This window comes from Sodalis glossinidius str. 'morsitans' (assembly GCF_000010085.1).
In the GTDB taxonomy this organism is placed as follows: domain Bacteria; phylum Pseudomonadota; class Gammaproteobacteria; order Enterobacterales; family Enterobacteriaceae; genus Sodalis; species Sodalis glossinidius.
Genome location: NC_007712.1, coordinates 2,765,692 through 2,790,214, shown reverse-complemented (window position 1 = coordinate 2,790,214; position 24,523 = coordinate 2,765,692). Strand labels below are relative to the sequence as shown.

At 59.1% G+C, this 24,523-nt stretch carries 18 protein-coding genes and 8 pseudogenes; 23 read left to right on the top strand and 3 right to left on the bottom strand.

The features are described from left to right. Window positions 1–119: 119 nt before the first annotated feature. Window positions 120–416 (top strand): YfcZ/YiiS family protein, encoded by a 297-nt coding sequence (locus SGP1_RS14765; protein ID WP_011411459.1) that lies wholly within the window; start codon window positions 120–122, stop codon window positions 414–416. Between the two features lie 372 nt (window positions 417–788). Then, the gene (gene sixA, locus SGP1_RS14760; protein WP_011411458.1) at window positions 789–1,265 is read left to right on the top strand and encodes a phosphohistidine phosphatase SixA; all 477 of its coding nucleotides are present in this window, start codon (window positions 789–791) and stop codon (window positions 1,263–1,265) included. Window positions 1,266–1,509: 244 nt separating this feature from the next. Here the strand turns inward: sixA and smrB are convergent. Beyond that, window positions 1,510–2,044, bottom strand: a pseudogene (gene smrB / locus SGP1_RS14755) (endonuclease SmrB). 164 nt (window positions 2,045–2,208) lie between these two features. On the opposite strand from smrB, the gene prmB reads away from it, so the two are divergent. The 6 genes and pseudogenes from prmB to SGP1_RS14725 all read left to right on the top strand — a co-directional run bounded on the left by prmB (window position 2,209) and on the right by SGP1_RS14725 (window position 6,807). Then, on the top strand, window positions 2,209–3,141 hold the full coding sequence (gene prmB, locus SGP1_RS14750) for a 50S ribosomal protein L3 N(5)-glutamine methyltransferase (protein WP_011411456.1): 933 nt from the start codon (window positions 2,209–2,211) through the stop codon (window positions 3,139–3,141). Between the two features lie 68 nt (window positions 3,142–3,209). Further along, entirely contained in the window at window positions 3,210–4,295 is a 1,086-nt protein-coding gene (gene aroC, locus SGP1_RS14745; RefSeq protein ID WP_011411455.1) for a chorismate synthase, read from the top strand. 5 nt (window positions 4,296–4,300) lie between these two features. Further along, window positions 4,301–5,133 (top strand): annotated as a pseudogene (gene mepA, locus SGP1_RS14740) (penicillin-insensitive murein endopeptidase). 70 nt (window positions 5,134–5,203) lie between these two features. Then, window positions 5,204–5,940 (top strand): annotated as a pseudogene (locus SGP1_RS14735) (TSUP family transporter). Window positions 5,941–5,949: 9 nt separating this feature from the next. Then, window positions 5,950–6,504: an elongation factor P hydroxylase gene (locus tag SGP1_RS14730; RefSeq protein WP_011411453.1), complete on the top strand. Its 555-nt coding sequence runs from the start codon at window positions 5,950–5,952 to the stop codon at window positions 6,502–6,504. A 27-nt stretch (window positions 6,505–6,531) separates the two neighbouring features. After that, window positions 6,532–6,807, top strand: coding sequence for a YfcL family protein (locus SGP1_RS14725; protein ID WP_011411452.1), 276 nt, complete (start codon window positions 6,532–6,534; stop codon window positions 6,805–6,807). Window positions 6,808–6,998: 191 nt separating this feature from the next. Here SGP1_RS14725 and mnmC read toward each other — a convergent pair. Next, window positions 6,999–8,739 (bottom strand): annotated as a pseudogene (gene mnmC / locus SGP1_RS33880) (FAD-dependent 5-carboxymethylaminomethyl-2-thiouridine(34) oxidoreductase MnmC); the annotation flags it as partial. Window positions 8,740–8,933: 194 nt separating this feature from the next. Between mnmC and fabB the strand changes: the two are divergent. Next, window positions 8,934–10,145: a beta-ketoacyl-ACP synthase I gene (fabB, locus tag SGP1_RS14710; protein ID WP_011411451.1), complete on the top strand. Its 1,212-nt coding sequence runs from the start codon at window positions 8,934–8,936 to the stop codon at window positions 10,143–10,145. 201 nt (window positions 10,146–10,346) lie between these two features. After that, window positions 10,347–10,708: pseudogene (locus SGP1_RS14705) on the top strand (arabinose transporter); the annotation flags it as partial. A gap of 230 nt (window positions 10,709–10,938) precedes the next feature. Here the strand turns inward: SGP1_RS14705 and flk are convergent. Next, window positions 10,939–11,868: a flagella biosynthesis regulator Flk gene (gene flk, locus SGP1_RS14700; RefSeq protein ID WP_011411450.1), complete on the bottom strand. Its 930-nt coding sequence runs from the start codon at window positions 11,866–11,868 to the stop codon at window positions 10,939–10,941. 291 nt (window positions 11,869–12,159) lie between these two features. Here flk and pdxB point away from each other — a divergent pair, with 291 nt between their 5' ends. From pdxB to SGP1_RS31495, 13 genes and pseudogenes are all read left to right on the top strand, one after another. Further along, complete coding sequence (pdxB, locus tag SGP1_RS14695) at window positions 12,160–13,293, top strand: 4-phosphoerythronate dehydrogenase PdxB (protein ID WP_011411449.1); 1,134 nt, start codon at window positions 12,160–12,162, stop codon at window positions 13,291–13,293. 143 nt (window positions 13,294–13,436) lie between these two features. Further along, window positions 13,437–14,450, top strand: a complete 1,014-nt coding sequence (locus tag SGP1_RS14690; protein WP_011411448.1) for an aspartate-semialdehyde dehydrogenase — start codon at window positions 13,437–13,439, stop codon at window positions 14,448–14,450. A 65-nt stretch (window positions 14,451–14,515) separates the two neighbouring features. Beyond that, window positions 14,516–15,304, top strand: coding sequence for a tRNA pseudouridine(38-40) synthase TruA (gene truA / locus SGP1_RS14685; protein WP_041867589.1), 789 nt, complete (start codon window positions 14,516–14,518; stop codon window positions 15,302–15,304). Between the two features lie 40 nt (window positions 15,305–15,344). Beyond that, window positions 15,345–16,007 (top strand): DedA family protein, encoded by a 663-nt coding sequence (locus tag SGP1_RS14680; RefSeq protein WP_011411446.1) that lies wholly within the window; start codon window positions 15,345–15,347, stop codon window positions 16,005–16,007. 200 nt (window positions 16,008–16,207) lie between these two features. Continuing rightward, window positions 16,208–17,128, top strand: coding sequence for an acetyl-CoA carboxylase, carboxyltransferase subunit beta (gene accD, locus SGP1_RS14675; RefSeq protein WP_011411445.1), 921 nt, complete (start codon window positions 16,208–16,210; stop codon window positions 17,126–17,128). Window positions 17,129–17,207: 79 nt separating this feature from the next. Then, window positions 17,208–18,473: a bifunctional tetrahydrofolate synthase/dihydrofolate synthase gene (gene folC, locus SGP1_RS14670; protein ID WP_011411444.1), complete on the top strand. Its 1,266-nt coding sequence runs from the start codon at window positions 17,208–17,210 to the stop codon at window positions 18,471–18,473. Further along, window positions 18,463–19,152, top strand: coding sequence for a cell division protein DedD (dedD, locus tag SGP1_RS14665; protein ID WP_011411443.1), 690 nt, complete (start codon window positions 18,463–18,465; stop codon window positions 19,150–19,152). The genes folC and dedD overlap by 11 nt, the downstream gene beginning before the upstream one ends. A 287-nt stretch (window positions 19,153–19,439) precedes the next feature. Beyond that, window positions 19,440–19,928 (top strand): colicin V production protein, encoded by a 489-nt coding sequence (gene cvpA / locus SGP1_RS14660; protein WP_011411442.1) that lies wholly within the window; start codon window positions 19,440–19,442, stop codon window positions 19,926–19,928. A 33-nt stretch (window positions 19,929–19,961) separates the two neighbouring features. Further along, window positions 19,962–21,479, top strand: a complete 1,518-nt coding sequence (purF, locus tag SGP1_RS14655; RefSeq protein WP_011411441.1) for an amidophosphoribosyltransferase — start codon at window positions 19,962–19,964, stop codon at window positions 21,477–21,479. A gap of 123 nt (window positions 21,480–21,602) precedes the next feature. Continuing rightward, a complete protein-coding gene (locus SGP1_RS14650) occupies window positions 21,603–22,172 on the top strand; it encodes a UbiX family flavin prenyltransferase (RefSeq protein WP_011411440.1) in 570 nt (189 codons plus the stop codon). A gap of 303 nt (window positions 22,173–22,475) precedes the next feature. Further along, window positions 22,476–23,167, top strand: a pseudogene (locus SGP1_RS14640) (transporter substrate-binding domain-containing protein). 75 nt (window positions 23,168–23,242) lie between these two features. Next, a pseudogene (hisQ, locus tag SGP1_RS33875) lies at window positions 23,243–23,858 on the top strand (histidine ABC transporter permease HisQ); the annotation flags it as partial. Then, a pseudogene (locus SGP1_RS31495) lies at window positions 23,838–24,509 on the top strand (ABC transporter permease). The pseudogenes hisQ and SGP1_RS31495, both read left to right, overlap by 21 nt. The last annotated feature ends 14 nt before the right edge of the window (window positions 24,510–24,523 follow it).

Genomic DNA, 24,523 nt, shown 5'->3' with positions numbered 1-24,523 from the left:
GGGCTTTTGTCCGGCCGATTGGCTGTTAACCCCGGCGCAAGGGGCGTATAATTGTTCCCAATTATGAAGGTTTAATTTACGACTAGCGCCACCCCGTGTCGCCCGGCAAGGAGAACATCATGGTTAATTCACTGAACAAATGCAGCACGAATGAAACGGCAGCTTGCTGCTGCGTTGATGTCGGCACCATCATCGATAATGAAGATTGCAAGGCGAGCTTCAGCCGCGCCTTCGCGGAGCGCCAACAGGCAGAATCGATGCTGGCCCGGCTTACGGAAAAAGCCCGCGCGGTGGAATCCGATCCTTGCCAAATCGATGCCAGGATTGACCCTCAGGATAACGGTTTCGTGCTGGACGCGGACTTCACCTTTTGCTGCCAGGCGGAAACTCTTATTTTCCAACTGGGTCTGCGTTAAATCCCTTACCCCCCGCGCCGCGAGCTCATGCGGCGCGGGGGGTGCCGTTTTTGTTCCGCGATAAGAATATTCCCACGGTGTTTAAGCACCATTCGGCTAAAGTGTTGTCATAGCCTGATAATCATCGCTATTTGCGGTGCGTTTTCTGACCTGAAAACGTCGTCCGCGCGCGAATAGCCCTGCTCATTATATTGACTCCTGGGGTGGAGTTGATGTAAAAAAAACAGCGTTTTGGTCGGATGAGACCTCTCGTCTGACCCGGTCGCGATACCGCCACCGCGGGTGGAGGGTGGCACGACCCGTACGTCATCACGGCTGGGGGGAACTGCCCGGTCGATCTGACGCGATGTTCCCCAACGACAACGGTGCATTATGCAAGTTCTAATTATGCGGCACGGCGATGCTGTTTCCGAGGCCGCGAGCGATGCGGAAAGACCCCTGACCGATCGGGGCCGTGATGAATCCGGCCTGATGGCGCGCTGGCTTAGCGGCCAGGTGGCGGACATCGATCGGGTGTTGGTCAGTCCCTATCTGCGTGCCCGGCAGACGCTTGATACCCTGCAGGCGTATCTGGTGTTGCCGGACGGCCATGAAGTCCTGCCGGAGCTGACGCCGGGCGGGGACGCCGGGCTGGTAAGCTGCTACCTGCAGGCGCTGGCGAATGAGGGCTTAAACCGGGTACTGGTCATCTCCCATCTGCCGTTGGTGGGTTATCTGGTGGCGGATTTATGCCCGGAAGAGCAGCCGCCGATGTTCGCCACTTCCGCCGTGGCTGGTGTTGATCTGGACGCTGTCAGCGGCAAGTTACGCTGGCAGGTCGGACCGAACCAACTGCTGTCGAAAGTCTGAGCGAGCCCAGCGGACGTCTTTACCGATGAACATCGAGCTCAGCCCATCCCGACATTGACGCCTAGCGCCAAATCACGTCTACCGCCGTGCAGCGTTTACGTCGAGGCCTTGTTGCAGCCCTAGCGCGGGTGGCGTTTATCTGTAGCGCAAAAGTCGTCGTCGCGGGGCGCAGTATTTCAGGCCACCCATTGGCACTTTATCCCCGGTGAGACCCCGTTCAGCCGGCGTATCAAAGCGCCGCCCATCAACAAGGCGCCAATTCCACCAGAATTAACAGCGCCACGCTCCCGCCAAATTCCTTTGGCGCCTGATGAAAACCTCTGATGTCAGGATGCTGCGCCAGCCACAGTGGCGTCTGCTGCTTCAAAATATGTTTGCCATGCACCGTGCATGACGCAGGCGCAGTGCACGTGCTCACGCCGGCAGGCGGCAATCAGCGCCCCTAATTCTTGTTTGGCCTCCTCCTGCGTCAGTCCGTGCAGATCTAAAAACAACTCGGGCGTGTAGTCGCCGTGCCACAGCTTTTTTACCTCATAAGGGCTGACGTCCGGCCGCACATAGCGAGGCGGTCCCTCCTCCTGAAGCAGCGGCTGGAACTCATCGGAAAAGTAGAAACTGGCGTCGACCTGCTCTTGTATTAATCTTCGCGCCGGTAGGGCGGTTTTGGTACGCCGTGGCGGATAGGGTGTAACCCGGTCCTGCAGCAGCGGCTTGGAGCCCACCACCGTTTGCCTGAACAGTTGCAGATCATCCTTGGCCAGCGTATATCGTTTCTTCATTATCTGCTCTGAGCTTCGCGTTTTGTATTAGTTTACCCTTTCCTTATCATCGGCGGCGAAAAATGTGGCGCCGTGACCTTTGAAGGCGCACTGGCTGCTGCTTTGTCCGTCACTTCATGGCACACTAGCGCCTGTTGATGAAAGCGAAGGCTGTGGAGGGCAGATTGGACAGAATTTTTGTGGATGAAGCGGTAGCGGAAATGCATACCATTCAGGATATGCTGCGCTGGACGGTCAGCCGTTTCAACGCCGCGCAGATCTATTACGGCCACGGTACCGATAATCCCTGGGACGAAGCGCTGCAGCTGGTGTTGCCCAGCCTGTTTCTGCCGCTGGATCTGCCGCCGGAGATGCATGGCGCGCGCCTGACCTCCAGTGAGCGCGCGTGCGTGGTCGAGCGCGTTATTCGCCGGGTGAACGAACGCATCCCCGTGTCCTATTTGACCAACAAGGCTTGGTTTTGCGGTCTTGAGTTTTATGTCGACGATCGGGTGCTTATCCCGCGTTCCCCGATTGGCGAGCTGATTACCGAACGTTTTCGCGATCTGCTGCCGTATCCGCCGGCGCATCTGCTTGATATGTGTACCGGCAGCGGCTGTATTGCCGTGGCCTGCGCCTATACCTATCCGGAGGCGGAGGTGGACGCGGTGGATATCGCTCCCGGCGTATTGGCGGTGGCGGAGCACAATATACAAGCGCATGGCGTTGAGCAGCGGGTGACGCCGATTCTCTCCGATCTGTTTCGCGACTTGCCGCCGTTGGCCTATGACGCGATTATTACCAATCCTCCCTATGTGGATGAAGAGGATATGAACGATTTGCCGGCGGAGTTTCATGCCGAACCGGTGCTCGGTCTGGCCGCCGGCAGCGACGGTCTCAAGCTGGTACGACGTATTCTTGCCTACGCCCCAGACTACCTTAGCGAAGATGGCGTGCTGATTTGCGAAGTGGGCAACAGTATGGTGCATTTGGTAGCACAATATCCGCAGGTGCCGTTCCGCTGGCTGGAATTTGCCCAGGGCGGCGACGGTGTTTTCATGCTGACGCGTCAGCAATTGGTTGCCTGCGGTGATCTTTTCAAGCTCTATCGTGATTGAAACGCCCGATCAAGCCCCGTGCGGCGCAGGCGTGTCTCTTTTTTATCAGGAATTGGTAAGGAGTCCCGATGGCAGGGAACAGTATTGGACAATTTTTCCGCGTGACGACCTTCGGTGAATCCCACGGCTCGGCGCTGGGTGGGATCGTCGATGGCGTGCCGCCGGGTATCCCCCTTTGCGAGGAAGATTTGCAGCACGATCTTGACCGCCGGCGGCCAGGGACATCGCGTTATACGACGCAGCGGCGCGAGCCGGATCGTGTAAAAATCCTCTCCGGTGTGTTTGAGGGCGTCACGACCGGCACCAGTATCGGGCTGCTTATCGACAATACCGATCAACGCTCGCAGGATTACAGCGCCATCAAGGATTTCTACCGTCCCGGTCACGCCGATTACACCTATGCTCAGAAGTATGGCCGACGCGACTACCGCGGCGGCGGCCGATCTTCGGCGCGTGAAACGGCGATGCGCGTCGCCGCCGGCGCTATCGCCAAGAAATACCTGGCCCAGCAGTGCGGGGTGCGGGTCCGCGGTTATTTGGCGCAAATGGGCGATATCCACTGCGAGCTGAAAGACTGGACGCAAGTGGAAAAAAACTCGTTCTTCTGCCCCGATGTCGACTGTCTGGAGGCGTTGGATGCACTAATACACGATCTGAAAAAGGCGGGGGATTCCATCGGCGCCGGAGTGACGGTCGTGGCGGAAAATCTGCCCGCCGGACTCGGCGAGCCGGTATTTGATCGCCTCGATGCCGATCTGGCCCATGCGCTGATGAGCATCAACGCGGTGAAAGGAGTGGAAATCGGCGATGGCTTCGCGGTTATCGGCAAGCGCGGCAGCGAAAACCGAGACGAAATTACCCTCGAGGGCTTTCAAAGCAATCACGCCGGCGGCATTCTCGGCGGAATCAGCAGCGGCCAGCCGGTTATCGCGCATCTTGCCCTGAAGCCCACCTCCAGCATCATGGTGCCCGGCCGGACGGTAAACCGCAGCGGCGACGCGGTAGAGATGGTCACCCGCGGCCGGCACGATCCCTGCGTTGGGATCCGGGCGGTACCGATCGCCGAAGCTATGATGGCTATCGTGCTGATGGATCATTTCTTGCGCCAGCGTGCGCAGTGCGCGGACGTCGTTGCAGCGGCGCCGATAAGGTGATGGTAATGCGCAGAGTATTAATCGGTTGTCTGGCGCTGGCGGCATTATTTTGCGTGGGGGCCGCGCAGACGCCGTGGCAAAAAATCGACCATCCGATCGCCGGCGCGCCCAGCTCCATCGGTAGCTTCGCCAATAGTTGCATTATCGGGGCCCAGCCGCTGCCGTTGGAAGCAGGCAACTATCAGGTGCTGCGGCCGGATCAGCGGCGCTACTTTGGCCACCCCGATCTGCTGTTGTTTATCCACGCCTGAGCAATCAGGTGAAACATCTGGGGCTGGGTGAGGTGCTGGTAGGGGATATGGCGATGCCGGACGGCGGTCGTTTTAGCAGCGGCCACGCCAGCCATCAGTCGGGGCTGGACGCGGATATCTAGTTGCAGACGCCGCGCCAGCGCTGGAGCGCTTATCAGCTGCTTAAACCTCAGCCGCTGGATCTGGTGGCGGCCAACGGCCGCGGGGTGGTGCCGCGTCTGCGGCTCCCCGAAACCGAGGCGCTGATTAAATTGGCGGCGGAGGATGACCAGGTCACCCGTATTTTTGTTAACCCGGCCATCAAAAAACAGCAGTGCCTGGATGCGGGCAGCGATCGCTACTGGCTGCGCAAAGTCCGGCCCTGGTTCGGGCACCGTGCCCATATGCATGTCCGGCTGCGCTGTCCGCCGGGCAGCCGCGAATGCGTCGATCAGCCGATACCGCCACTGGGGGACGGTTGCGGCGCCGAGCTGGAAAGCTGGTTCCTGCCGGCCAAACCGGGAACCGTAGCACCGGTGAAAAAAACACTGCCGCCACTGCCTGCCGCTGGTCAGGCGCTGCTTGACCGGCATTTGATAACACCCTGAGAAACGGGCCGTCGCGCAAGCGTCACCAGGGTCAGTGGTGGCCCTGCGTAGCGTCATTAGAGAAAAGGATATGGATTGGTTAGTGATTTCGCCCTGGCTATTGGCAGGGCTGTTTTTCGTGGCGGTGCTGGCCGCGGGGTTGCCGCCGACCCAGGCGCTGGCGACCAATAAACTACAGGGCGTAGGCGGCAGTTTTTCCGCCAGCCTCTATTTTGTTCGGCGGGGGACGGTGAAGCTTGCCGGCCAGAAACGCACTATCGCCATGACCTTGCTGGGGTCGGCGGCGGGCGCCATTCTAATTCAGCATGTGCTCGCTGAACTGCTGCGTCAGCTATTGCCCTTGCTGGTAATCGCGATCGGTCTGTATTTCCTGCTAATGCCGCGCCTTGGCGCCGAAGATCGTCAGCGCCGGCTGTCCGGCTGGCCCTTCGCCCTAGTGGGCGGCAGCTGCGTCGGGTTTTACGACGATTTCTTTGGTCCGGGCGCCGGTCCGTTTTACGCCCTGGCCTTTGTTATGCTATGCAGGTTTAACCTCGCCACCGCACATGCTAAAGTACTCGATTTTACCTCTAATTTTTTGGCGGCCTGATGCTGTTTGTCCTGTCGGGCAAAGTGATATGGGTGGTGGGACTGGTGATACTGGCCGGGCAAATTCTGGGCGCACGGCTCGGCGCGCGCATGGTTTTAACTAAAGAGCAGCAGTTGATTCGAACGATGATCGTGGCGGTGTCGCTGCTGATGAGTATCAAACTGATTTATGACAATCACGGCGCGGCAATTGCCCATTGGCTGGCCGTGTGGCTGTAAAGGTAAAGCATGTCCGTCCATTCCCATCATTATCAGCAGTTAATTGACGCCTTCGACGGTTGTTTCGCCGTTACGCAGAATACGCGGTTGGTGAAAGGCGACGAAGAGCCCATTTATTTGCCCGCCGACGACGCAGCGCCCTATCATCGCATTATCTTTGCCCACGGCTATTACGCCAGCGCGCTGCATGAAATAGCCCACTGGTGTATCGCGGGCGCCCGCCGGCGGTTATTGGTCGATTTCGGCTACTGGTATTGCCCTGACGGGCGCGATGTCGACACGCAGGCGCGGTTTGAGCGCGCCGAAATCAAGCCGCAGGCGCTGGAGTGGATGTTTTGCGTCGCCGCCGGCTTCCCCTTTCATGTCAGCTGCGATAATCTCAGTGGATATTGTGAGCCTGATCGCATTTTATTCCAGCGTCAGGTGCACGCACAGGTCGTGTTGAATCTCGAAAACGGGGTAGGGCCACGTCCGGCGGCATTTATACAAGCGTTGCATCGCTATTACCATACGCCGCCGCTGGTGCAGGATCAGTTCCCCTATCCATCAGACCTTAACGAATAGCAGTACAACATCATCAAGAGGATGAGTATGATCGCGGATTTTGAAGCGCGCATTCTGGCGCAGATCGACGAGATGGTCGAGCATGCCAGTGACGATGAACTGTTCGCCGGCGGCTATCTGCGTGGTCATTTGACGCTGGCGGTAGCGGAAACCGAACAGAACGGCGAACATACCCTGGAGGCACTGCATAGCCGGGTTCAGGAAAGCCTGGATCGCGCTATCAGTAAAGGAGAACTGTCGCCGCCGGATCAGATTTTAGTGAAAACAATGTGGCAAACGCTTTATCAGCGCGCCGCGGACTAAGCCGAGCCAGCTCCAGGATGGAGCACGGCAGACGGGGCGCTCACGGGTTTTTTGCCTGATAATGGGGGGTGGCGTCAGGATCCGCTAGGCCAGGCGGTCGCTGTGTGAAGGGCGGCACCGCGCGCGCCAGCAAAGGAGAAGTGCTAAAGCACGGCACGCGGCGTCGATAGCCGCCAGCGTAAGCCGCAGACTTAGATCCCCTTGACCGGAGGGAAGCGCCGGGGTTGGGCAATCTCCCTGCCTTTTAATAACTTGCGGACCCAGAACCGATTTGGATTCAACGCCTGCGCTACGGTGCGGGTGACCGGCAGAGGCTCGCCAAAAATTTGCGCCGCCACGATTTCCGCCGCCAGCGGTGCGCTGCATAAACCGCGGGAACTTAACCCCCCCAACATGAATAAATTGGCATAGCCCGGCGCCGTCGGCCGTGTTGCGCCCTCCGGCAGAGGCTGCGCCAGGTTACCATAGGCGCGCAAGGTCGCCTCAAAATCCGGTACGTTGCCTGCGAGCGGCAAATGATCGCGGACCCCGCACCGCGCCTGTCGGCCGTGGATATCCACCGCGTCCAGCCAGGGCGCATCCGGCAGACACGCCCGCAGCCGTTGCAGATTATGCTGCTGTTCACTGTCACGATAGTCCGTACCGGTATCGCCACGTTGATAACTGGCGCCCAGGCAATGGCTGGCAAAGCCGGGACTTTGCGGCGTTAAATAGCCGTCAAAGCATAGCACCTGACGCAGCGCCGCCAGCGGCGCCGTCGCAGGGAGATGGTTTACCTGACAGCGTACCGCATAGAGCGGTAGCGCAGCGGTTGGGGTCAGCCCGCTCATTTCATGCCCATTAGCCAACACGACCGTGGCATGGTGTACATCGTCGCCGCAGGCAAAGGTCAGCTGCCAGCCGTCGCCAGTCGGCGCTGAGCGCGGTCAATCGCCGGCGATAGTGTGTTTGCAGCCCCTGTTGCGCCGCCAATTGATGATAGCAGCGCAGTGCGAAAGGAAAGGCGGCGGTAAAAATTGGGCCAGCGCGTCATGTCGATGATTCAGCAGCGGATAGAATGCCCCCTGACGATTGCCCGAGGCGCCCTGCGCCGGTTGATCGTCGGCGCAATGAAGGGTGACGCGGGCGCCGCGCCGAAGTAGTGCCAGCGCGACCAGGGCGCTGGCGATCCCACCGCCGATAATGGCCACATCCTCGGGCCCGGCGGCCGAGGGGCGGGCATACTGGGAGCAGCGCCGGCATCAACGTCGCCGCGCGGTGCCCGTATTATGCCGGTGAGTATCTCCCGTTTACGGCCGAAGCCTTTGACCTTTGTCACCGCGAAACCGGCTTGCTGCAGCCCACGGCGGTAAAGGTGGCGAAGCTGGCCTCCGGTCCTGCCAGTCTGGCCATGGCGGCAAACAGCGTATCCTGCCACATATCGGGGTTTTTCGCCGGCGCGAAGCCGTCCAGAAACTAGGCGTCAATCTGAGTTCCAGGCTTACGTCCAGCGCGGGAAGCAGCGTATTGACATCGCCAAAGCCGATATCGAGAATGACCCTGCCGTGGGCCAGACCAGGCGGTGATAACCGGCTACCGGCTGCAGCCAGAGGGACAGCAGTTCCTCCTCCAGCGGCGCCAGCGTTTGCAAGGGCTCGAGCGCACTGCGCAAATTTTCCTTACCGAGCGGGTATTTTTCAAAGCTGATAAAGTGCAGGCGCCGCGCGCCGATTATTGCCGGCAATGCGTATCAAAGGCATGCCATAACGCCAGGAAATTGAGGCCGGTGCCAAACCCGGTTTCCGCTACCCGAAAGACCGGGCGTGTATGGGGCGTGAAGCGGGCAGGCAAGCCATTACCGTGCAGAAAAACGTGGCGGCTTTCCGCCAGACTATCCTGATTGGAAAAGTAGACGTCATCAAATTTTTGGGATACAGGTGTACCCTGATCGTTTCAGCGCAATACGGCGGGTTCAACGGCGTGGCGGTTCACGGCAGCAGGCTCACGGCAGGGAAAGTGGTACGATTCTAACTACGAGGGCTTTCCAGTGCAAATTTTGCTAACATCCTCTGATCGGACTTGTTCAGCTTACATCTGTAAGCTAAAGTGAGTGACTGAAACTCAAATATTATTACAAGAGGTATTAAATGAAACGTGCTGTGATTACCGGCCTGGGGATCTTATCAAGTATCGGTAACGACCAAAAAGAAGTCCTGGCCTCGTTGCAAGAAGGCCGCTCCGGGATTACCTTTTCCCAGGAATTGAAAGATTCCGGCATGCGCAGCCATGTCTGGGGCAATATTAAACTCGATACCACCGGGCTGATTGATCGCAAAATGGCGCGCTTTATGAGTGATGCCTCTGTCTACGCCTTTTTGTCCATGGAGCAGGCGATTGCCGACGCCGGGCTGACGCCGGACATGGTGTCCAACGACCGTAGCGGCCTTATCGTCGGCTCCGGCGGCGGCTCGCCGCGCAACCAGGTTGCCGGATCTGACGGCATGCGCGCCCGCGGCCTGCGCGGCGTGGGACCCTACATGGTTACCAAGGCGATGGCCTCCGGCGTGTCGGCGTGTCTGGCGACCCCTTTCAAAATCCGCGGCGTTAACTACTCCATCAGTTCCGCCTGTTCGACCTCCGCGCATTGTATCGGCAATGCGGTGGAAATGATCCAGCTCGGCAAACAGGATGTGGTGTTCGCCGGCGGCGGTGAAGAGCTGTGTTGGGAAATGGCCTGTGAATTCGATGCCATGGGCGCGCTATCTACCCGCTACAACGAAACGCCGACCAAAGCATCGTGCACCTATGACGTCAATCGCGACGGGTTCGTTATCGCCGGCGGCGGCGGTATCGTGGTGGTGGAAGAGCTGGAGCATGCTCTGGCCCGCGGCGCCCATATTTATGCTGAAATTATCGGTTATGGCGCGACTTCCGACGGCGCGGACATGGTCGCCCCGTCCGGCGAAGGCGCCATCCGTTGCATGCAGATGGCGTTGAAAGATGTCGATACCCCGGTAGATTACCTGAACGTCCACGGGACCTCTACGCCGGTTGGCGACGTCAAAGAGTTGTGGGCTATCCGGGAAACCTTCGGCAGCCAGCATCCGGCGTTCTCCTCCACTAAGGCGATGACCGGTCATTCGCTGGGTGCCGCCGGGGTGCATGAAACCATCTTCACGCTGCTGATGCTGGAGCACGGGTTTATTGCTCCGAGCATCAATATCGAACAGCTTGATCCGCAGGCGGAAGGCATGAACGTCATTACCGAGCCGACCCGACGTGCATTGACCACCGTCATGAGTAACAGCTTTGGTTTCGGCGGCACGAACGCAACGCTCGTGATGCGTAAATACGGCTAAGCCGTGTCGGGTGTGGCCGGGCCGTGGCGCCGGAGCCCCGTTGTCGTGCGCCGGCGTCAGCGTTCACGCTAACCAACGCGTCCCTTTCTACCGTGACGGCTATGGAAGGGAAGGGCGTTGGTTTTTTTATGCTCTCTTTGCCGTTAATTTGCCATGAGCAAGCTCGCATCATCATGCTGAACCCACTATACATTAGGCAACATTCCGGCGAATAAGACGTTGTTTTCGCTGTGCAGTGCGGTGTTTCTTTGTTATTTGACCGTGGCGCTGCCGTTACCGGTCATCCCTCTTTATGTTCATGACGAGTTGGGACTCAGCAATACGCTGGTCGGCGTCGCGATAGGCATTCAATTCCTGGCCACGGTATTGACCCGCAGTTATGCGAGTAGACTTGCCGATCAGTTCGGCGCTGCAGGGGATGGCGGCATGCGGGTTGGCCGGTGTATTCCCGCTACGGGCTGCTGTTGATAGGGCGCGTCATGCTGGGTTTCGGCGAGAGTCAACTGCTTACCGGTACTTTGAGCTGGGGGTTCGGTTTGTTGGGGCAGTCGCGCGCTGGCAGGCATCGCCGTGACGCTGCTGTTTACCCGGCAGCGGCGTCTCGAGAGCGGCGACACCGACGCCTGACGGGCGGGGCACTTCCGCGCGCAACGGACGGCGGTCGCAGTAACATCACTATGCTTTTCTGCCCTCCCTGCCGCGACGGGCCGGCAGGAGGCTTGGCACCGCACGCAGGGACGCACACGGCATCATCAAGGTCAGGCTCCTGCGGCGCGTCCGCCCCTTTCGGCCATCAGCGGGCCAGCAGCCATATAACTACCAGCACCACGGCGACAAAGACCCCTATCACCAGCGGCGATCGCGCCGAGCGGACCGGCCGTGGATCGTGTTCGATGGCGATAAGCGTGTGGGTTAACGGCTGGAGCAGCCGGACATCCGGCGTCTGGCTGTCGGCGGCGAAATGTTGCCGGCAGTACTGTTCCACGGCCTGCTGCTCCTCGCCGTGGACAGGATGCTTGAGCACCGCCGTGAGCGTGGCCAGCGTGGGATGCCCTTGCTGCGACAGAGTCAAATGGCTTTGCAAGAACTGACTTAATAACGGGAAATGGCGGGCGGGAATAGGATCGCCGGATTTCAGCCCCATCATACGGTGCAGACTTTCCCACAGTTCGGTGGGCGTCTCGCCGGTAAGCGCCGCCAGTCGGGTGATAAGCTGGCTGAGGGCCTGGTGTTCCGCCGGCAGCAGGGTGCGATCGGTCATGGCGGCCTGCTGCGGCGCCGGAATGTCCAACTGCCCATTTTGCAGTAAATGCAGTACCTGACGCAGTTGGCCGGCGTCCAATTGGCTAAGAACGGTGTGACCAAACTGGCTGCGAATAAAATCACTCACCGCCTGGCGGTTATTACCCTGCGGCAGCAGATCGGTTAACTGCTGCAATAATTGTCGGCCGGCCAATGTTTCCTGTGCCGTCACCAGCCGTCCCTGCAGCAGCTGTTCGGTGGGAAGAAAGTGGCGCACCCGTAACTCACCGCCGCCGGCGATTTGTAGATGATGAAACAGCGCGGCCCAGATTTCCGCCGGTTTACTGGGGCTTAGAGCCATAATACGGGTAATCAACCGCTCAAGCGTCATGCGCTGAGCGGTGGTCAGGGGTTGATCCGGGCCGGGCGGCGGTGGCGTCTGACCCCGTGGCGGCGTACCGGGACCGGTAACTGGTTGCATAATGCATATCCTCTCGGGAGGGCAGACGGTGAAAGTCAGGCGCGGCCCCGCTAACGGCGCGATGTTGGGGGCTGATAATAACAAGTCCGCGTCGGCAGCTGTAGCATCCGGCGTCGGGATGGCATTTTCTGCCGGACGAGATGAGTGAACCCTGCCGCTGCAAGCTTAGCCTCTCTCATCGGCGACAATGGCAAAATGAAGCGTGATAGGGTTGGGATTCTTACGCATTCGGTGGCAGAATATTCCCCCCCCCCTTTAACGTTTGATGGCACTGTGCTGCCGGAGCCTGATGTGAAAATCCTGGTGGATGAGAATATGCCTTATGCCGAGGCGCTGTTTGGGCGTCTTGGCGATGTGCAGACTGTGGCGGGCAGGGCGATTCCCGCGCCGGCGCTGGCGCTGGCCGACGCGCTGATGGTGCGTTCGGTGACCCGCGTCGACGGAGCTCTGCTCGACGGCAGCCGGGTGAAATTCGTCGGTACCGCTACCGCCGGCACCGATCATGTGGATGAAGACTGGTTGGCGCAGGCGGGGATCGGTTTTTCCGTGGCACCGGGCTGCAACGCGATTGCGGTAGTGGAGTATGTCTTTTCCGCGTTGCTGTGGCTGGCGCAGCGGGACGGTTTCGCGCTGCGCGACAAGACCGTCGGCATTGTTGGCGTCGGGAATGTCGGCGGCCGTCTGCAACGGCGGCTCAACGCCTTTGGCGTGCGTACCCTGCTGTGCGATCCGCCGCTGGCGGAGGCCGGCGCTCCCGGCGACTGGCAGCCGTTGGAAACGCTGGTGGCTGAAGCGGATGTGCTGACGTTCCATACGCCCCTTACGCTCGCCGGCCGGCATGCCACCTGGCATCAGGTGGACGAGGCGTTGTTGGCGGCGCTGCCCGCCGGCCGCATTATCATCAATGCCTGCCGCGGAGCGGTGGTGGATAACGCCGCGCTGCTGCAGGCGCTGGAGGGCGGCAAGCCGCTGAGCGTTGTGCTGGACGTCTGGGAGCCGGAGCCCGCGCTGTCGTTGCCGCTGCTGGCCCGCGTCGATATCGGCACCGCCCATATCGCCGGTTATACCCTGGAAGGCAAGGCGCGCGGCACCACGCAGGTTTTCGATGCCTACAGCGCTTATGTCGGCAGTGATGAGCGCGCGAGCCTGGCGGCGCTGTTGCCGCCGCCGGCGGTGGAGCGTATCCGTCTGCGGGGCGCGATTGATGAAGAGGCGCTGCGTCTGTTGTCGCATCTGGTCTATGATGTGCGGCGAGATGATATGCAGTTACGTCGCGTGGCCGGACTGCCGGGGGAATTCGATCGCTTGCGCAAAAATTACTATCAGCGCCGGGAGTGGTCGTCGCTGTGCGTGGAAACCGACAATAGCATTGGCGCGGATGCGCTGAGGCAGCTGGGGTTCCAAGCTCGGCCGTTCGCCGGCTGAGGCTGCACGAGGCCTCAGCCTGTCGTGCCTGACTGTAGTTGCTCTCTTGGCCGCAGGATGCGCCCGGGACCTTTTTCGCTATTTTGATTGACGGATGCCGCAGGTGCAGTGCGTCGCGGCATCGCAAAACGGGAGATAACATGATGTCTGACGGCTGGAGTATCGTTCTTTTGGGAGCAACAGGCGCAGTCGGTACGGCGCTGCTGGAAATTATGCAGGAACGCCAATTCCCGTTCGGGGAGCTGTTTTTACTGTCCAGCGAGCGCAGCGCCGGCGAAACGGTGAGGGTTAACGGACAAAGTTTGCAGGTGAGCGAAGCGGCGCAATTCGATTGGACGCAGGCGCAACTGGCCTTCTTTGTCGCCGGCGCGCAGGCCTCGGCGCTGTATGCGGCTGAAGCCGCCGCCGCCGGCTGCCTGGTGGTCGATGTCAGCGGCCTGTTTGCCCTGGAGCCGGACGTGCCGCTAGTGGTGCCGGGCGTCAATGATGACGTACTGGCCGATTACCGTAACCGCAATATGGTCGCGGTAGCGGATGCGCTGACCAGTCAACTATTGTTGGTGGTAAAGCCGCTTACCGATCTGGCGGGCCTGGGACATCTGCACGTCAGCAATTTGCTGTCTGCCTCCGCCCACGGCAAAGCGGCGGTGGATGATTTGGCGGGTCAGAGCGCCCGCCTGTTGAATGGTTTGCCCGCCGAGCCGGGCTTTTTCCCGCGTCAGCTGGCGTTCAATCTGTTGCCGCTGCTGCCCGCTGATGCCGGCTCGGTGCGCAGCGAACGCCGTCTGGTGGACGAAGTGCGTAAAATCCTGCGTGATGAGGGGCTGCCTATCTCGGTCAACAGCGTGCAGGCGCCGATATTTTACGGTCATGCACAGCTGGTCCATCTGGAAACGCTGTGGCCGATGGCCGCGGAAGAAGCGCGCGTGGCGCTGGCGGCCGGTGAGGGGCTGACGCTGAGTGAAGAGCTGGACTATCCGACGCCGGTAGAGGACGCCTCGGGAAACGTCGCGCTGAATATCGGTTGTCTGCGCAACGATTACGGCATGCCCGATCTGCTTCAGTTCTGGTCGGTGGCGGATAATGTCCGCTTCGGCGGCGCCCTGATGGCGGTGTTGACCGCGGAGAAACTGATGACCGAGGCCAGCGCGTGGTGACACTACAAACGGTGCCCCTGCCCGGCGCGGACGAGGCATTGCCGGCGGTGGCCAATGACGGCACGATGAAGCTGGCGCTCGGGATTGAATATGACGGCAGCGCCTATTACGGCTGGCAGCGTCAGCAGGAAGTGGCGAGCGTGCAAGCGTGCCTCGAACGCGCGCTGTCGACGGTCGCCGATGAAACTGTCACGGTTTATTGCGCCGGCCGTACCGACGCCGGCGTGCATGCCACCGGGCAGGTCGTTCATTTCGACACCCGATCGCGGCGACCGGATACCGCCTGGACGCTTGGCGTCAACGCCAATTTGCCGGCCGATATTGCCGTGCGCTGGGTAGCGCCGGTGACGGACGATTTTCATGCGCGTTTCAGCGCGACCGCCCGGCGCTACCGCTATATTATTTATAATCATCCCCTGCGCCCGGCACTGCTTGGCCGCGGGTTAACCCATTATTATCATCCGCTCGATGCGCCGTCGATGGCGCGCGCCGGCCAGTGTTTATTGGGCGAAAACGATTTCACGTCTTTTCGCGCTCTGCAGTGCCAGTCGCGCAGCCCCTGGCGCAACGTGCACCATCTGTACGTCACGCGACAGGGACGCTATGTCGTGGTTGATATCAAAGCCAATGCTTTTGTTCATCATATGGTTCGTAATATTGTAGGCAGTCTGCTAGAAGTGGGGTGCGGCAACCGGCCGGAAAGCTGGATCGCCGACCTGCTGGCGTGCCGCGACCGGACACAGGCCGGCGCTACCGCCCGCGCGGAGGGGCTTTACCTGGTGGCGGTGGATTATCCGTCGCGTTTTTCCCTGCCCGCGTCGTCGTCGCCGGGGCCGTTATTTCTTGCGGATTAACCGCTTACTTTTTATCGACTTGCGTTACCGGGAAAACTGAATGGAATATATTAAATTTATTATCGATTTTATTTTGCACATTGATGTACATCTGGCAGAGCTGGTGGCGCAGTACGGTGTCTGGGTGTATGCGTTTTTGTTTCTGATTCTGTTTTGCGAAACCGGCCTGGTAGTAACGCCCTTCCTGCCGGGAGACTCACTGCTGTTTGTCGCCGGCGCGCTGGCGGCGCTGCCGAGTAACGGGCTCGATATTCATGTGATGGTGCTGTTGATGGTGCTGGCGGCAATCGCCGGTGATGCGGTGAATTATACGATTGGCCGTCTGTTCGGTGAAAAGCTGTTTAGCAATCCGGACTCCAAAATCTTTCGCCGCCGCTATCTGGACAAAACCCATGAGTTTTATGCCCGGCACGGGGGTAAAACCATCATTCTGGCGCGCTTTGTACCCATCGTGCGGACCTTCGCGCCGTTCGTGGCCGGCATGGGTAATATGCGTTACCGCCATTTTGCGCTCTACAATGTCACGGGTGGACTGATGTGGGTATTGTTATTCAGCTACGCTGGCTATTTCTTTGGCAATATGCCGATGGTGCAGCAAAATCTGAAGTGGCTTATCGTGGCGATTATCCTGCTGTCGGTGCTGCCGGGCGTCATTGAAGTGTGGCGTCAGCGCCGGATGGCTGCCAACGGTAAAAGTAAGTAATTTCCCGAAGCCTGCGTGCAGAATGTGAACAAAGCATAGAGTTTTCTGTGCCAAGTCGCTGGCCATTATGGTTTAATGGGCAACCTTTGGCACGCCGTCACCGGCGGGGAGCGTGCGAGACGGCGGCCCTCCCGCCGCGGTTAAAGGTCAATTAGATATAGCGGACTGGCGGATGCCAGGTTCAAACAGAAAGGTTATCGATGAGCTGGATTGAACGAATTCTCAATAAGAGCACTATCACCTCGGCGCGCAGGGCGAACATTCCCGAAGGCGTATGGACCAAGTGTGATAGCTGTGGCCAGGTGCTGTATCGCGCGGAGCTGGAACGCAATCTGGAGGTCTGCCCGAAGTGCGATCACCACATGCGGATGACCGCGCGCGCGCGCCTGCACGCTTTCCTGGATAAAGGAAGCGAGTCTGAGCTCGGTAGCGAGCTGGAGCCGAAAGATATCCTGAAATTCAGGGACTCGAAAAAGTACAAGGATCGCCTGGCGGCGGCCCAGAAAGCCACTGACGAGAAAGATGCGCTGGTGGTGATGAAAGGCGAGTTGTACGGCATGCCGGTGGTGGTGGCGTCATTCGAGTTCGCCTTTATCGGCGGTTCGATGTCCTCGGTGGTCGGCGCGCGTTTCGTGCGCGCGGTCGAGCAGGCGCTTGCGGACGACTGTCCTCTGGTGTGCTTTTCCGCCAGCGGTGGCGCCCGCATGCAGGAAGCGCTGATGTCGTTGATGCAGATGGCCAAGACCAGCGCCGCGCTGGCGCGGCTGCGCGAACGGCGATTGCCCTATATTTCGGTTTTGACTGACCCCACCATGGGCGGCGTTTCGGCCAGTCTGGCGATGCTGGGCGATCTGAACGTTGCCGAGCCGAAAGCGCTGATTGGCTTCGCCGGTCCGCGGGTGATAGAACAGACGGTACGCGAAAAACTGCCGGCCGGTTTCCAGCGCAGTGAATTCCTGCTGGAAAAGGGCGCTATCGATCTCATCGTGCGCCGTCCAGAAATGCGTCTGCGTCTGGCCAGTCTGCTGGCAAAACTGACCAACCGGCCCCAGCCGCAGGACCCATTGCCGCACGAGCCGCGCCCTGATGCGGTCCCAGAGGATCATCAGGACGAGGTATAAAGGGCGGCGTAAGCCTGCCCGCAGCCATCAGCCGGGGGCACGCTTAGTGAAAACCCAGCATAAGCCAATGAACGGACGTATGGAAAATCTGCCTATCCCCCAAGCCACGTCGCCACTGGCCGCGTGGCTTTATTATCTTGAACGTCTGCACGCCAAACCCATCGATTTGGGCCTGGAGCGGGTATGCCATGTGGCGACCGGCCTGAATCTGCTGTGCCCGGCCACCTGGGTCATTACCGTTGGCGGCACCAACGGCAAGGGTACCACCTGCCGGCTGCTGGAAGCCATTTTGCTGGCAAGCGGGATGCGTGTCGGCGTCTATAGCTCCCCGCATTTGCTGCGCTATACCGAACGGGTGCGCATTCAGGGTGGCGAATTGTCGGAAGCCGCCCATAGTGAAGCGATGGCGGTTATCGAAGCCGGCCGTGGCGCGACGTCGTTGAGCTATTTCGAGTTCGGTACGCTGGCAGCGCTGCAGCTTTTTCGGCAAGCGGCGCTGGATGTGGTGATCCTTGAGGTCGGGCTGGGGGGGCGGTTGGACGCGACCAATATCGTCGATGCCGACGTCGCCGTAACGACCTCCATCGCCCTCGATCATACCGATTGGCTGGGACTGGACCGTGCTAGTATCGCGCGGGAAAAGGCCGGTATCTTCCGTCGCGGCAAACCGGCGGTCGTGGGTGAGCCCAACCGGCCGGCGACGCTCGACGCTGCCGACTGCGGCGCAGCGCTATACGCCCGCGATCGCGATTGGTGGTGGCAGGACGACGGCCAGCACTGGCGCTGGTGGGACAATGTGCACGAGCTTACCGCACTGCCGCTGCCGGCCATTCCGCTGGAAAACGCGGCCACGGCGCTGGCCGCCGTTGCCCGCCTGCCGTTCGCGGTACCGGAAGCGGCGGTGCGTCAGGGGCTGCGCGAGGCTTCGCTCCCGGGACGTTTTCAATGTATCGGCCGGGCGCCGCTGATCATTCTGGACGTAGCGCACAATCCCCATGCCGCCGGCTATCTGGCCCGTCGTCTGGCGGCGTTGCCCCGCACCGGCAAAGTCCGGGCGGTGGTCGGGATGCTGGCGGATAAAGATATTCCCGGCACGCTTGCCTGCCTGCGCGGGCAGGTAGATGTTTGGTATTGCGCATCGCTTGACGGGCCGCGTGCTGCCAACGCCGCGCAACTGGCGGCGCATCTTGACAGCGACGCGCAACGGTTTGAGGATGTGCCAAGCGCCTGGCATCAGGCAATAGCGGACGCCGCGCCCGAGGATTGCGTGCTGGTATTCGGCTCTTTCCATACCGTGGCACCGGTCCTGGCGCTGGCTGAAAGGGAGACGTATTGTGGCAAGTAAATTTCAAAACCGCCTGGTCGGGACCATTATCCTGGTCGCCCTCGGCGTCATCATTTTGCCCGGTCTGCTGGACGGTAAAAAGAAGCACTATCAGGACGAGTTTGCCGCTATCCCGCTGGTACCGAAGCCCGGCGACAGTGACGAGCTCGACGCGACGCCGCCGGCCAGCCAGCAATTGCCGAGCAAGCCGCCGGAAGGGGCGGGCGAAGCGGTAGAACAATCCAGCCGGGCGGCCGGCAGCGGTACCCGTCAGCCGAAAACGCTGGCGCCGCCGGATATGAAAGCCAGTCCGCCCGCGGCTACCAAACCGGAGGTCAAGCCGACCGTGTGGCCTGAGAGCAAGCCGGTGCCCAAACCGCAGACGCCGAAAGTTGAAGCGTCCAAACCGCTGGCGCCGAAACCCGACACAGCGCCTGCCGCCGAGCAGGCGCCAAAAGGGGAGGCGTGGGTGGTGCAGCTTGGGGCGTTGAAGAACGCCGATAAGGTGTCGGAAATCGTCGCCAAGCTGCGGTTGTCGGGCTATCGCGTTTATACTTCGCCGTCGGCGCCGGTGCAGGGGCAGATTACCCGGATTTTTGTTGGTCCGGACGCCTCCCGGGATAAACTGCAAAGCGCGCTTGGCGAACTTAACCAGTTGAGCGGTCTTAACGGCCAATTGCGGGCCTACAGCGTACGGTAGACTTTTGCCTGGACAGGACAGGACAGGACAGGACAGGACAGGACAGGACAGGACAGGCTAGCCGAGCCCGGCTGCTCACGCAGGTGCGGCGTTTTGACCGCAGGGACCTCGGTGCCTTGCAGGCGGTCGGCGCACCAGGTTGCGCTATCTTGTTGTGGCGATGGGCCTTTTTCACTCACCGTGATTTATTTAAACCGGGGGAATAAATCCCCTACGCAAACGTTTTCTTTTTCTGTTAGAATTCGCCGCGAACCAGCTGACCGGGCGAATGATCAAGGGATGCATGCATGATCTGGGTTGATTACGTCATTATCGGCATCATTGTTTTTTCCGCTTTGGTGAGTCTAATTCGCGGGTTTGTGCGTGAGGCATTATCTTTAGTGACCTGGGCCTGTGCATTTTTTGTCGCCAGCCATTACTATATTTATCTTGCGATATACTTTACCCGCTTTGAAGAGCAGATGGTTCGCAGCGGTATTGCGATTGCCCTGCTGTTCGTGGCAACCCTGATCGTCGGGGCAATCGTCAATTACGTCATTAGTTCGCTAGTCGAGCGGACCGGTTTGTCCGGCACCGACCGGGTATTAGGCGTCTGTTTCGGCGCACTGCGCGGTGTTTTGATTGTGTCGGCGGCGTTGTTCTTTCTCGACACCTTCACCGGTTTCTCCCACAGTCAGGACTGGCAGCAGTCCCAACTGATACCGCAATTCAGCGGTATCATCAGATGGTTTTTTGACTATCTGCAAAGCACGTCGAGTTTCTTACCGAGGCAGTAGTTGTCCCGGTAACGCTGATGAGGAAATGACAACATGTGCGGTATTGTCGGAATCGCCGGTTTCATGCCGGTAAACCAGTCTATTTATGATGCATTAACGGTGCTTCAGCACCGTGGGCAGGATGCGGCAGGCATCGTCACCATCGATGCCTTGAATTGTTTTCGCCTGCGTAAAGCCAATGGACTGGTTAAGGATGTTTTCGAGGCCCGGCATATGCAGCGCCTGCAGGGCAATATGGGGGTGGGCCACGTCCGCTACCCGACCGCCGGCAGCTCTAGCGCCTCCGAGGCGCAGCCGTTTTATGTTAATTCCCCGTTCGGCATCACTCTGGCGCACAACGGTAACCTGACCAACGCCCACGAACTGCGTAAAAAGCTGTTTGAAAACGGGCGGCGTCATATCAATACCACCTCCGATTCGGAAATCCTGCTGAACGTTTTTGCCGCCGAGCTGGATCGCTTCCCGGATTATCCGCTGGAGGCGGACAACATTTTCGCGGCGGTGGCGGCGACTCATCAGCAAATCCGCGGCGCCTACGCGTGTGTCGGCATGATTATCGGTCATGGTCTGTTTGCCTTTCGCGATCCCAACGGCATCCGCCCACTGGTCATCGGCAAGCGCACGCTGGCGGACGGGCGCAATGAATATATTGTGGCCTCCGAAAGCGTGGCGCTGGATACGCTGGGTTTTGATTTCCTGCGCGATATCGCGCCGGGCGAGGCGGTATACGTCACGGAAAAAGGGCAGCTGTTCACCCGGCAGTGCGCTGAGAACCCCAGGCATCATCCTTGTCTGTTCGAGTATGTCTATTTAGCCCGGCCGGACTCGTTCATCGACAAAATCTCGGTCTACAGCGCCCGCGTGCGCATGGGCCAAATGCTGGGCGAAAAAATCGCCCGCGAGTGGGAAGATTTGGATATCGATGTGGTGATCCCGATTCCGGAAACCTCCTGCGATATCGCGCTGGAAATAGCTCGGATACTGAACAAGCCCTATCGTCAGGGATTTGTAAAAAACCGTTACGTCGGCCGGACCTTCATCATGCCCGGTCAGCAGGTTCGCCGGCAGTCGGTGCGCCGTAAGCTTAACGCCAACCGCGCCGAGTTCCGCGATAAGAATGTGCTGCTGGTAGACGACTCCATCGCGCGTGGTACCACCTCCGAGCAAATCGTCGAGATGGCACGCGAGGCGGGCGCCCGTCACGTATACCTGGCCTCCGCCGCGCCGGAAATCCGCTTTCCAAACGTTTACGGCATAGATATGCCGAGTGCCTCGGAACTGATTGCCCACGGCCGCGAGGTGGATGAAATACGGCAGCTCATCGGCGCAGATGCGCTGATATTCCAGGATTTGGCCGATCTGGAACGGGCGGTGCGGGAGGATAATCCTGACGTTGAGCAATTTGAATCTTCGGTATTCAACGGCATCTACGTGACCCGCGACGTGGATCAGCGCTATCTGGATTATCTGGAGTCGTTGCGCAACGATGATTCCAAAGTGATGCGCGCCCAGACCGAGGTCGAAAACCTGGAAATGTATAACGAAGGTTGATCGGTACCGCGCGGGTGCAGTAGGTTATGTTCCTGACCCGCGCTTTATGGCGGCAGGTCATCTCAATCCGGGCGGTCAACCGCGCCGGTTTTTTTCGTCTTTGCCACTGGCAGGAGTTGAGGTATGAAACGTCTGATAGTCGGTATCAGCGGCGCCAGCGGCGCCATTTATGGCGTCCGCTTGCTGCAGGTACTGGGCACGCTGCCGGAGATTGAAACCCACCTGGTCATCAGCCCGGCCGCGTGGCAGACGCTGACGCTGGAAACCGCGTACAGTCTGCACGAGGTGCAGGCGCTGGCGGATGTCGTGCATGATTCCCGCGATATCGCCGCCAGCATCAGCTCCGGTTCATTCCAAACCCTGGGAATGATTATCTTGCCCTGTTCGATGAAAACCCTCTCCGGCATCGTCAATAGCTACAGTGACGGGCTGTTGACGCGCGCGGCGGACGTGGTGTTGAAAGAGCGGCGCCGGCTGGTGCTGGGAGTGCGTGAAACGCCGCTGCATCTGGGCCATCTGCGCCTGATGACGTTGGTGGCCGAGCTGGGCGCGATCATTATGCCGCCGGTGCCGGCGTTCTATCACCGTCCTGCCCAGATAAGCGATATCATCGACCAAACGGTCAATCGGACGCTGGATCAATTCGATCTGGTGCTGCCCCAAGACCTGTTTCCGCGCTGGCAGGGCGGCTGAGTGCCGCCGTTATTATTTAAATTTATGTAAAATTATTATTCTGATAATTATTTAAAATAAAATTACACAAATAATGAACATGCTGGGTAAATGGATGGTGCAGCGCCGGGAGCGATTGGCGCACGCACGGTCCAGCGCGCCAGTCGCACTACCGATTTGCGCCAGATGTCAGAGGCCACAACGGCCTCTGGCGCCCTGAACATGCATCGCGGGCGCGGCGCGATATATGGCATGAAAAGTGCAATGGTTCCGGCGGAAAAGGACACACGATCTGCCGGGCATTAAATAATTATACTGAGGGTAATTTATAAAACAGCTGTTAAAAGTTCTTCCTTTGGTGGCGGCGCGGGCAGCGCGTTTGCCGCAGTACCCAAAAATATCCGCATTGGCACCGATCCGACCTATGCCCCTTTTTAATCGAAAAACGCCAGCTGCGAGCTGGTGGGCTTAGATATCGATCTGGCCAAAGATCTGTGTAAGCGTATCGAGGCCAAGTGTACCTTCGTGGAAAGCGATTTTGATGCGCTTACCGACAAGCTCTACGCCGCCAACGCGCGTTTGATTGCCAAAGCCGGTAGCCCGATTACCCCGCCGCTGGATTCACTGCGCGGCAAACGTGTGGGCGTGTTGCAGGGGTCAACCCAGGAAGCTTACGCTAATGCTATGTGGCGGCCGAAAGGGGTGGACGTGGTCGCCTATCAAAACCAAGATCTCATCTACGCCGATTTGACCTCGAGTCGCATCGACGCCGCTTTCCAGGATGAAGTCGCCGGCAGCGAAGGCTTCCTGAAGCAGGCTGTGGGTAAAGGGTATATTTTTGCTGGCCCGGCGTTGAAAGACGACAAATTCTTCGGTGTCTGTCCGGTATGAGATTACGTAAAGACGAAACCGATTTGAAAGATGCGCTGAATAAGGCTTTTGCCGAGATGCGCAAAGACGGAAGTTACGATAAATACGCTAAACAATACTTTGATTTTGACGTGTACGGCGGTTAATCCTGTCATAGGGCATAAGCCCGTGGCGTCACGGGCTACGCCGGTATTTCTTCTTCGCCAGGACAGGTAAGATCGATGCTTTTTGGTTATTCGCAATTAATTATCAACGGCGCGCTGGTGATCCTGGAGCTGGCGCTCAGTTCCGTTTTATTGTCGGTAGTCATCGGTCTTATCGGCGCCAAACTCTCCCGTAGCCGCGCGCTGGCGGGTTGCTTTGAAGGCTGGCGTACCTGACATGGTGCTCATGCTGCTGATCTTTTACGGGTTGCAAATTGCACTGAACAGCCTGACGGAAGCCGTCGGTTTGGATCAGATCAATATCGATCCGATGGCCTCGGGGATTATTACCCTGGGCTTTATCTACGGCGCCTATTTCACGGAAACCTTTCGCGGGGCGTTTTTGGCGGTACCCCGCGGGCAAATCGAGGCGGCCACCGCATTTGGCCTCAGCGCTTCGCAGACCTTCCGCCGCATTCTCTTTCCCGCCATGATATGTTTTGCGCTGCCCGGCATCGGCAATAACTGGCAGGTCATTTTAAAGGCAACCGCGCTGGTTTCGCTGCTCGGATTAAATGATGTGGTGAAAGCCACACAATTGGCGGGCAAGGGCACCTATCAACCGTTTTATTTCGCCATCGTCGCCGGCGTGGTGTATCTGCTGTTCACCACCCTGTCCAACGGCGTGCTGCTGTGGAGCGATGGCTACCGTTTCACCGGACTGGCGGTGACCCTGTGGCTGCTGATTATCTCGGTGGTGCTGGGGGGGGGATGCTGGCGGTGGCGCGCGTGTCGTCCCGCCGCTGGGTACGTTTACCGGTCTGGCTGTTTACCTATATTTTTCGCGGCACGCCGTTGTACGTTCAGTTGCTGGTGTTTTATTCTGCAATGTACAGCCTGGAAATCGTGCGCGGTACCGATGTGTTAAACGCGTTCTTTCGCAGCGGCATGAACTGTACGCTGCTGGCGTTGACCCTTAACACCTGCGCTTATACCACCTAAATTTTCGCCGGCGCCATCCGGCTGTGCCGCACGGCGAAATTGAGGCGGCGCGTGCCTATGGCTTCTCGCCGTTTAAGCTCTACCGCGCCATTATACTGCCCTCCGCACGGCGTTGCCGGCCTATAGCAATGAAGTCATATTAATGCTGCACTCCACCGCGCTGGCGTTTACCGCGACAGTGCCGGATATTCTTAAAATCGCCTGGGATATCAACTCAGCGACCTATCAGCCATTTTATGCCTTCGGCATTGCCGCGGTATTGTATCTAATGATCTCTTTTGTGTTGATTAAACTGTTTAAACAGGCGGAAAAGCGCTGGCTGAGCCATGTCAAACCGCAATAACCCACGTGCAGGAT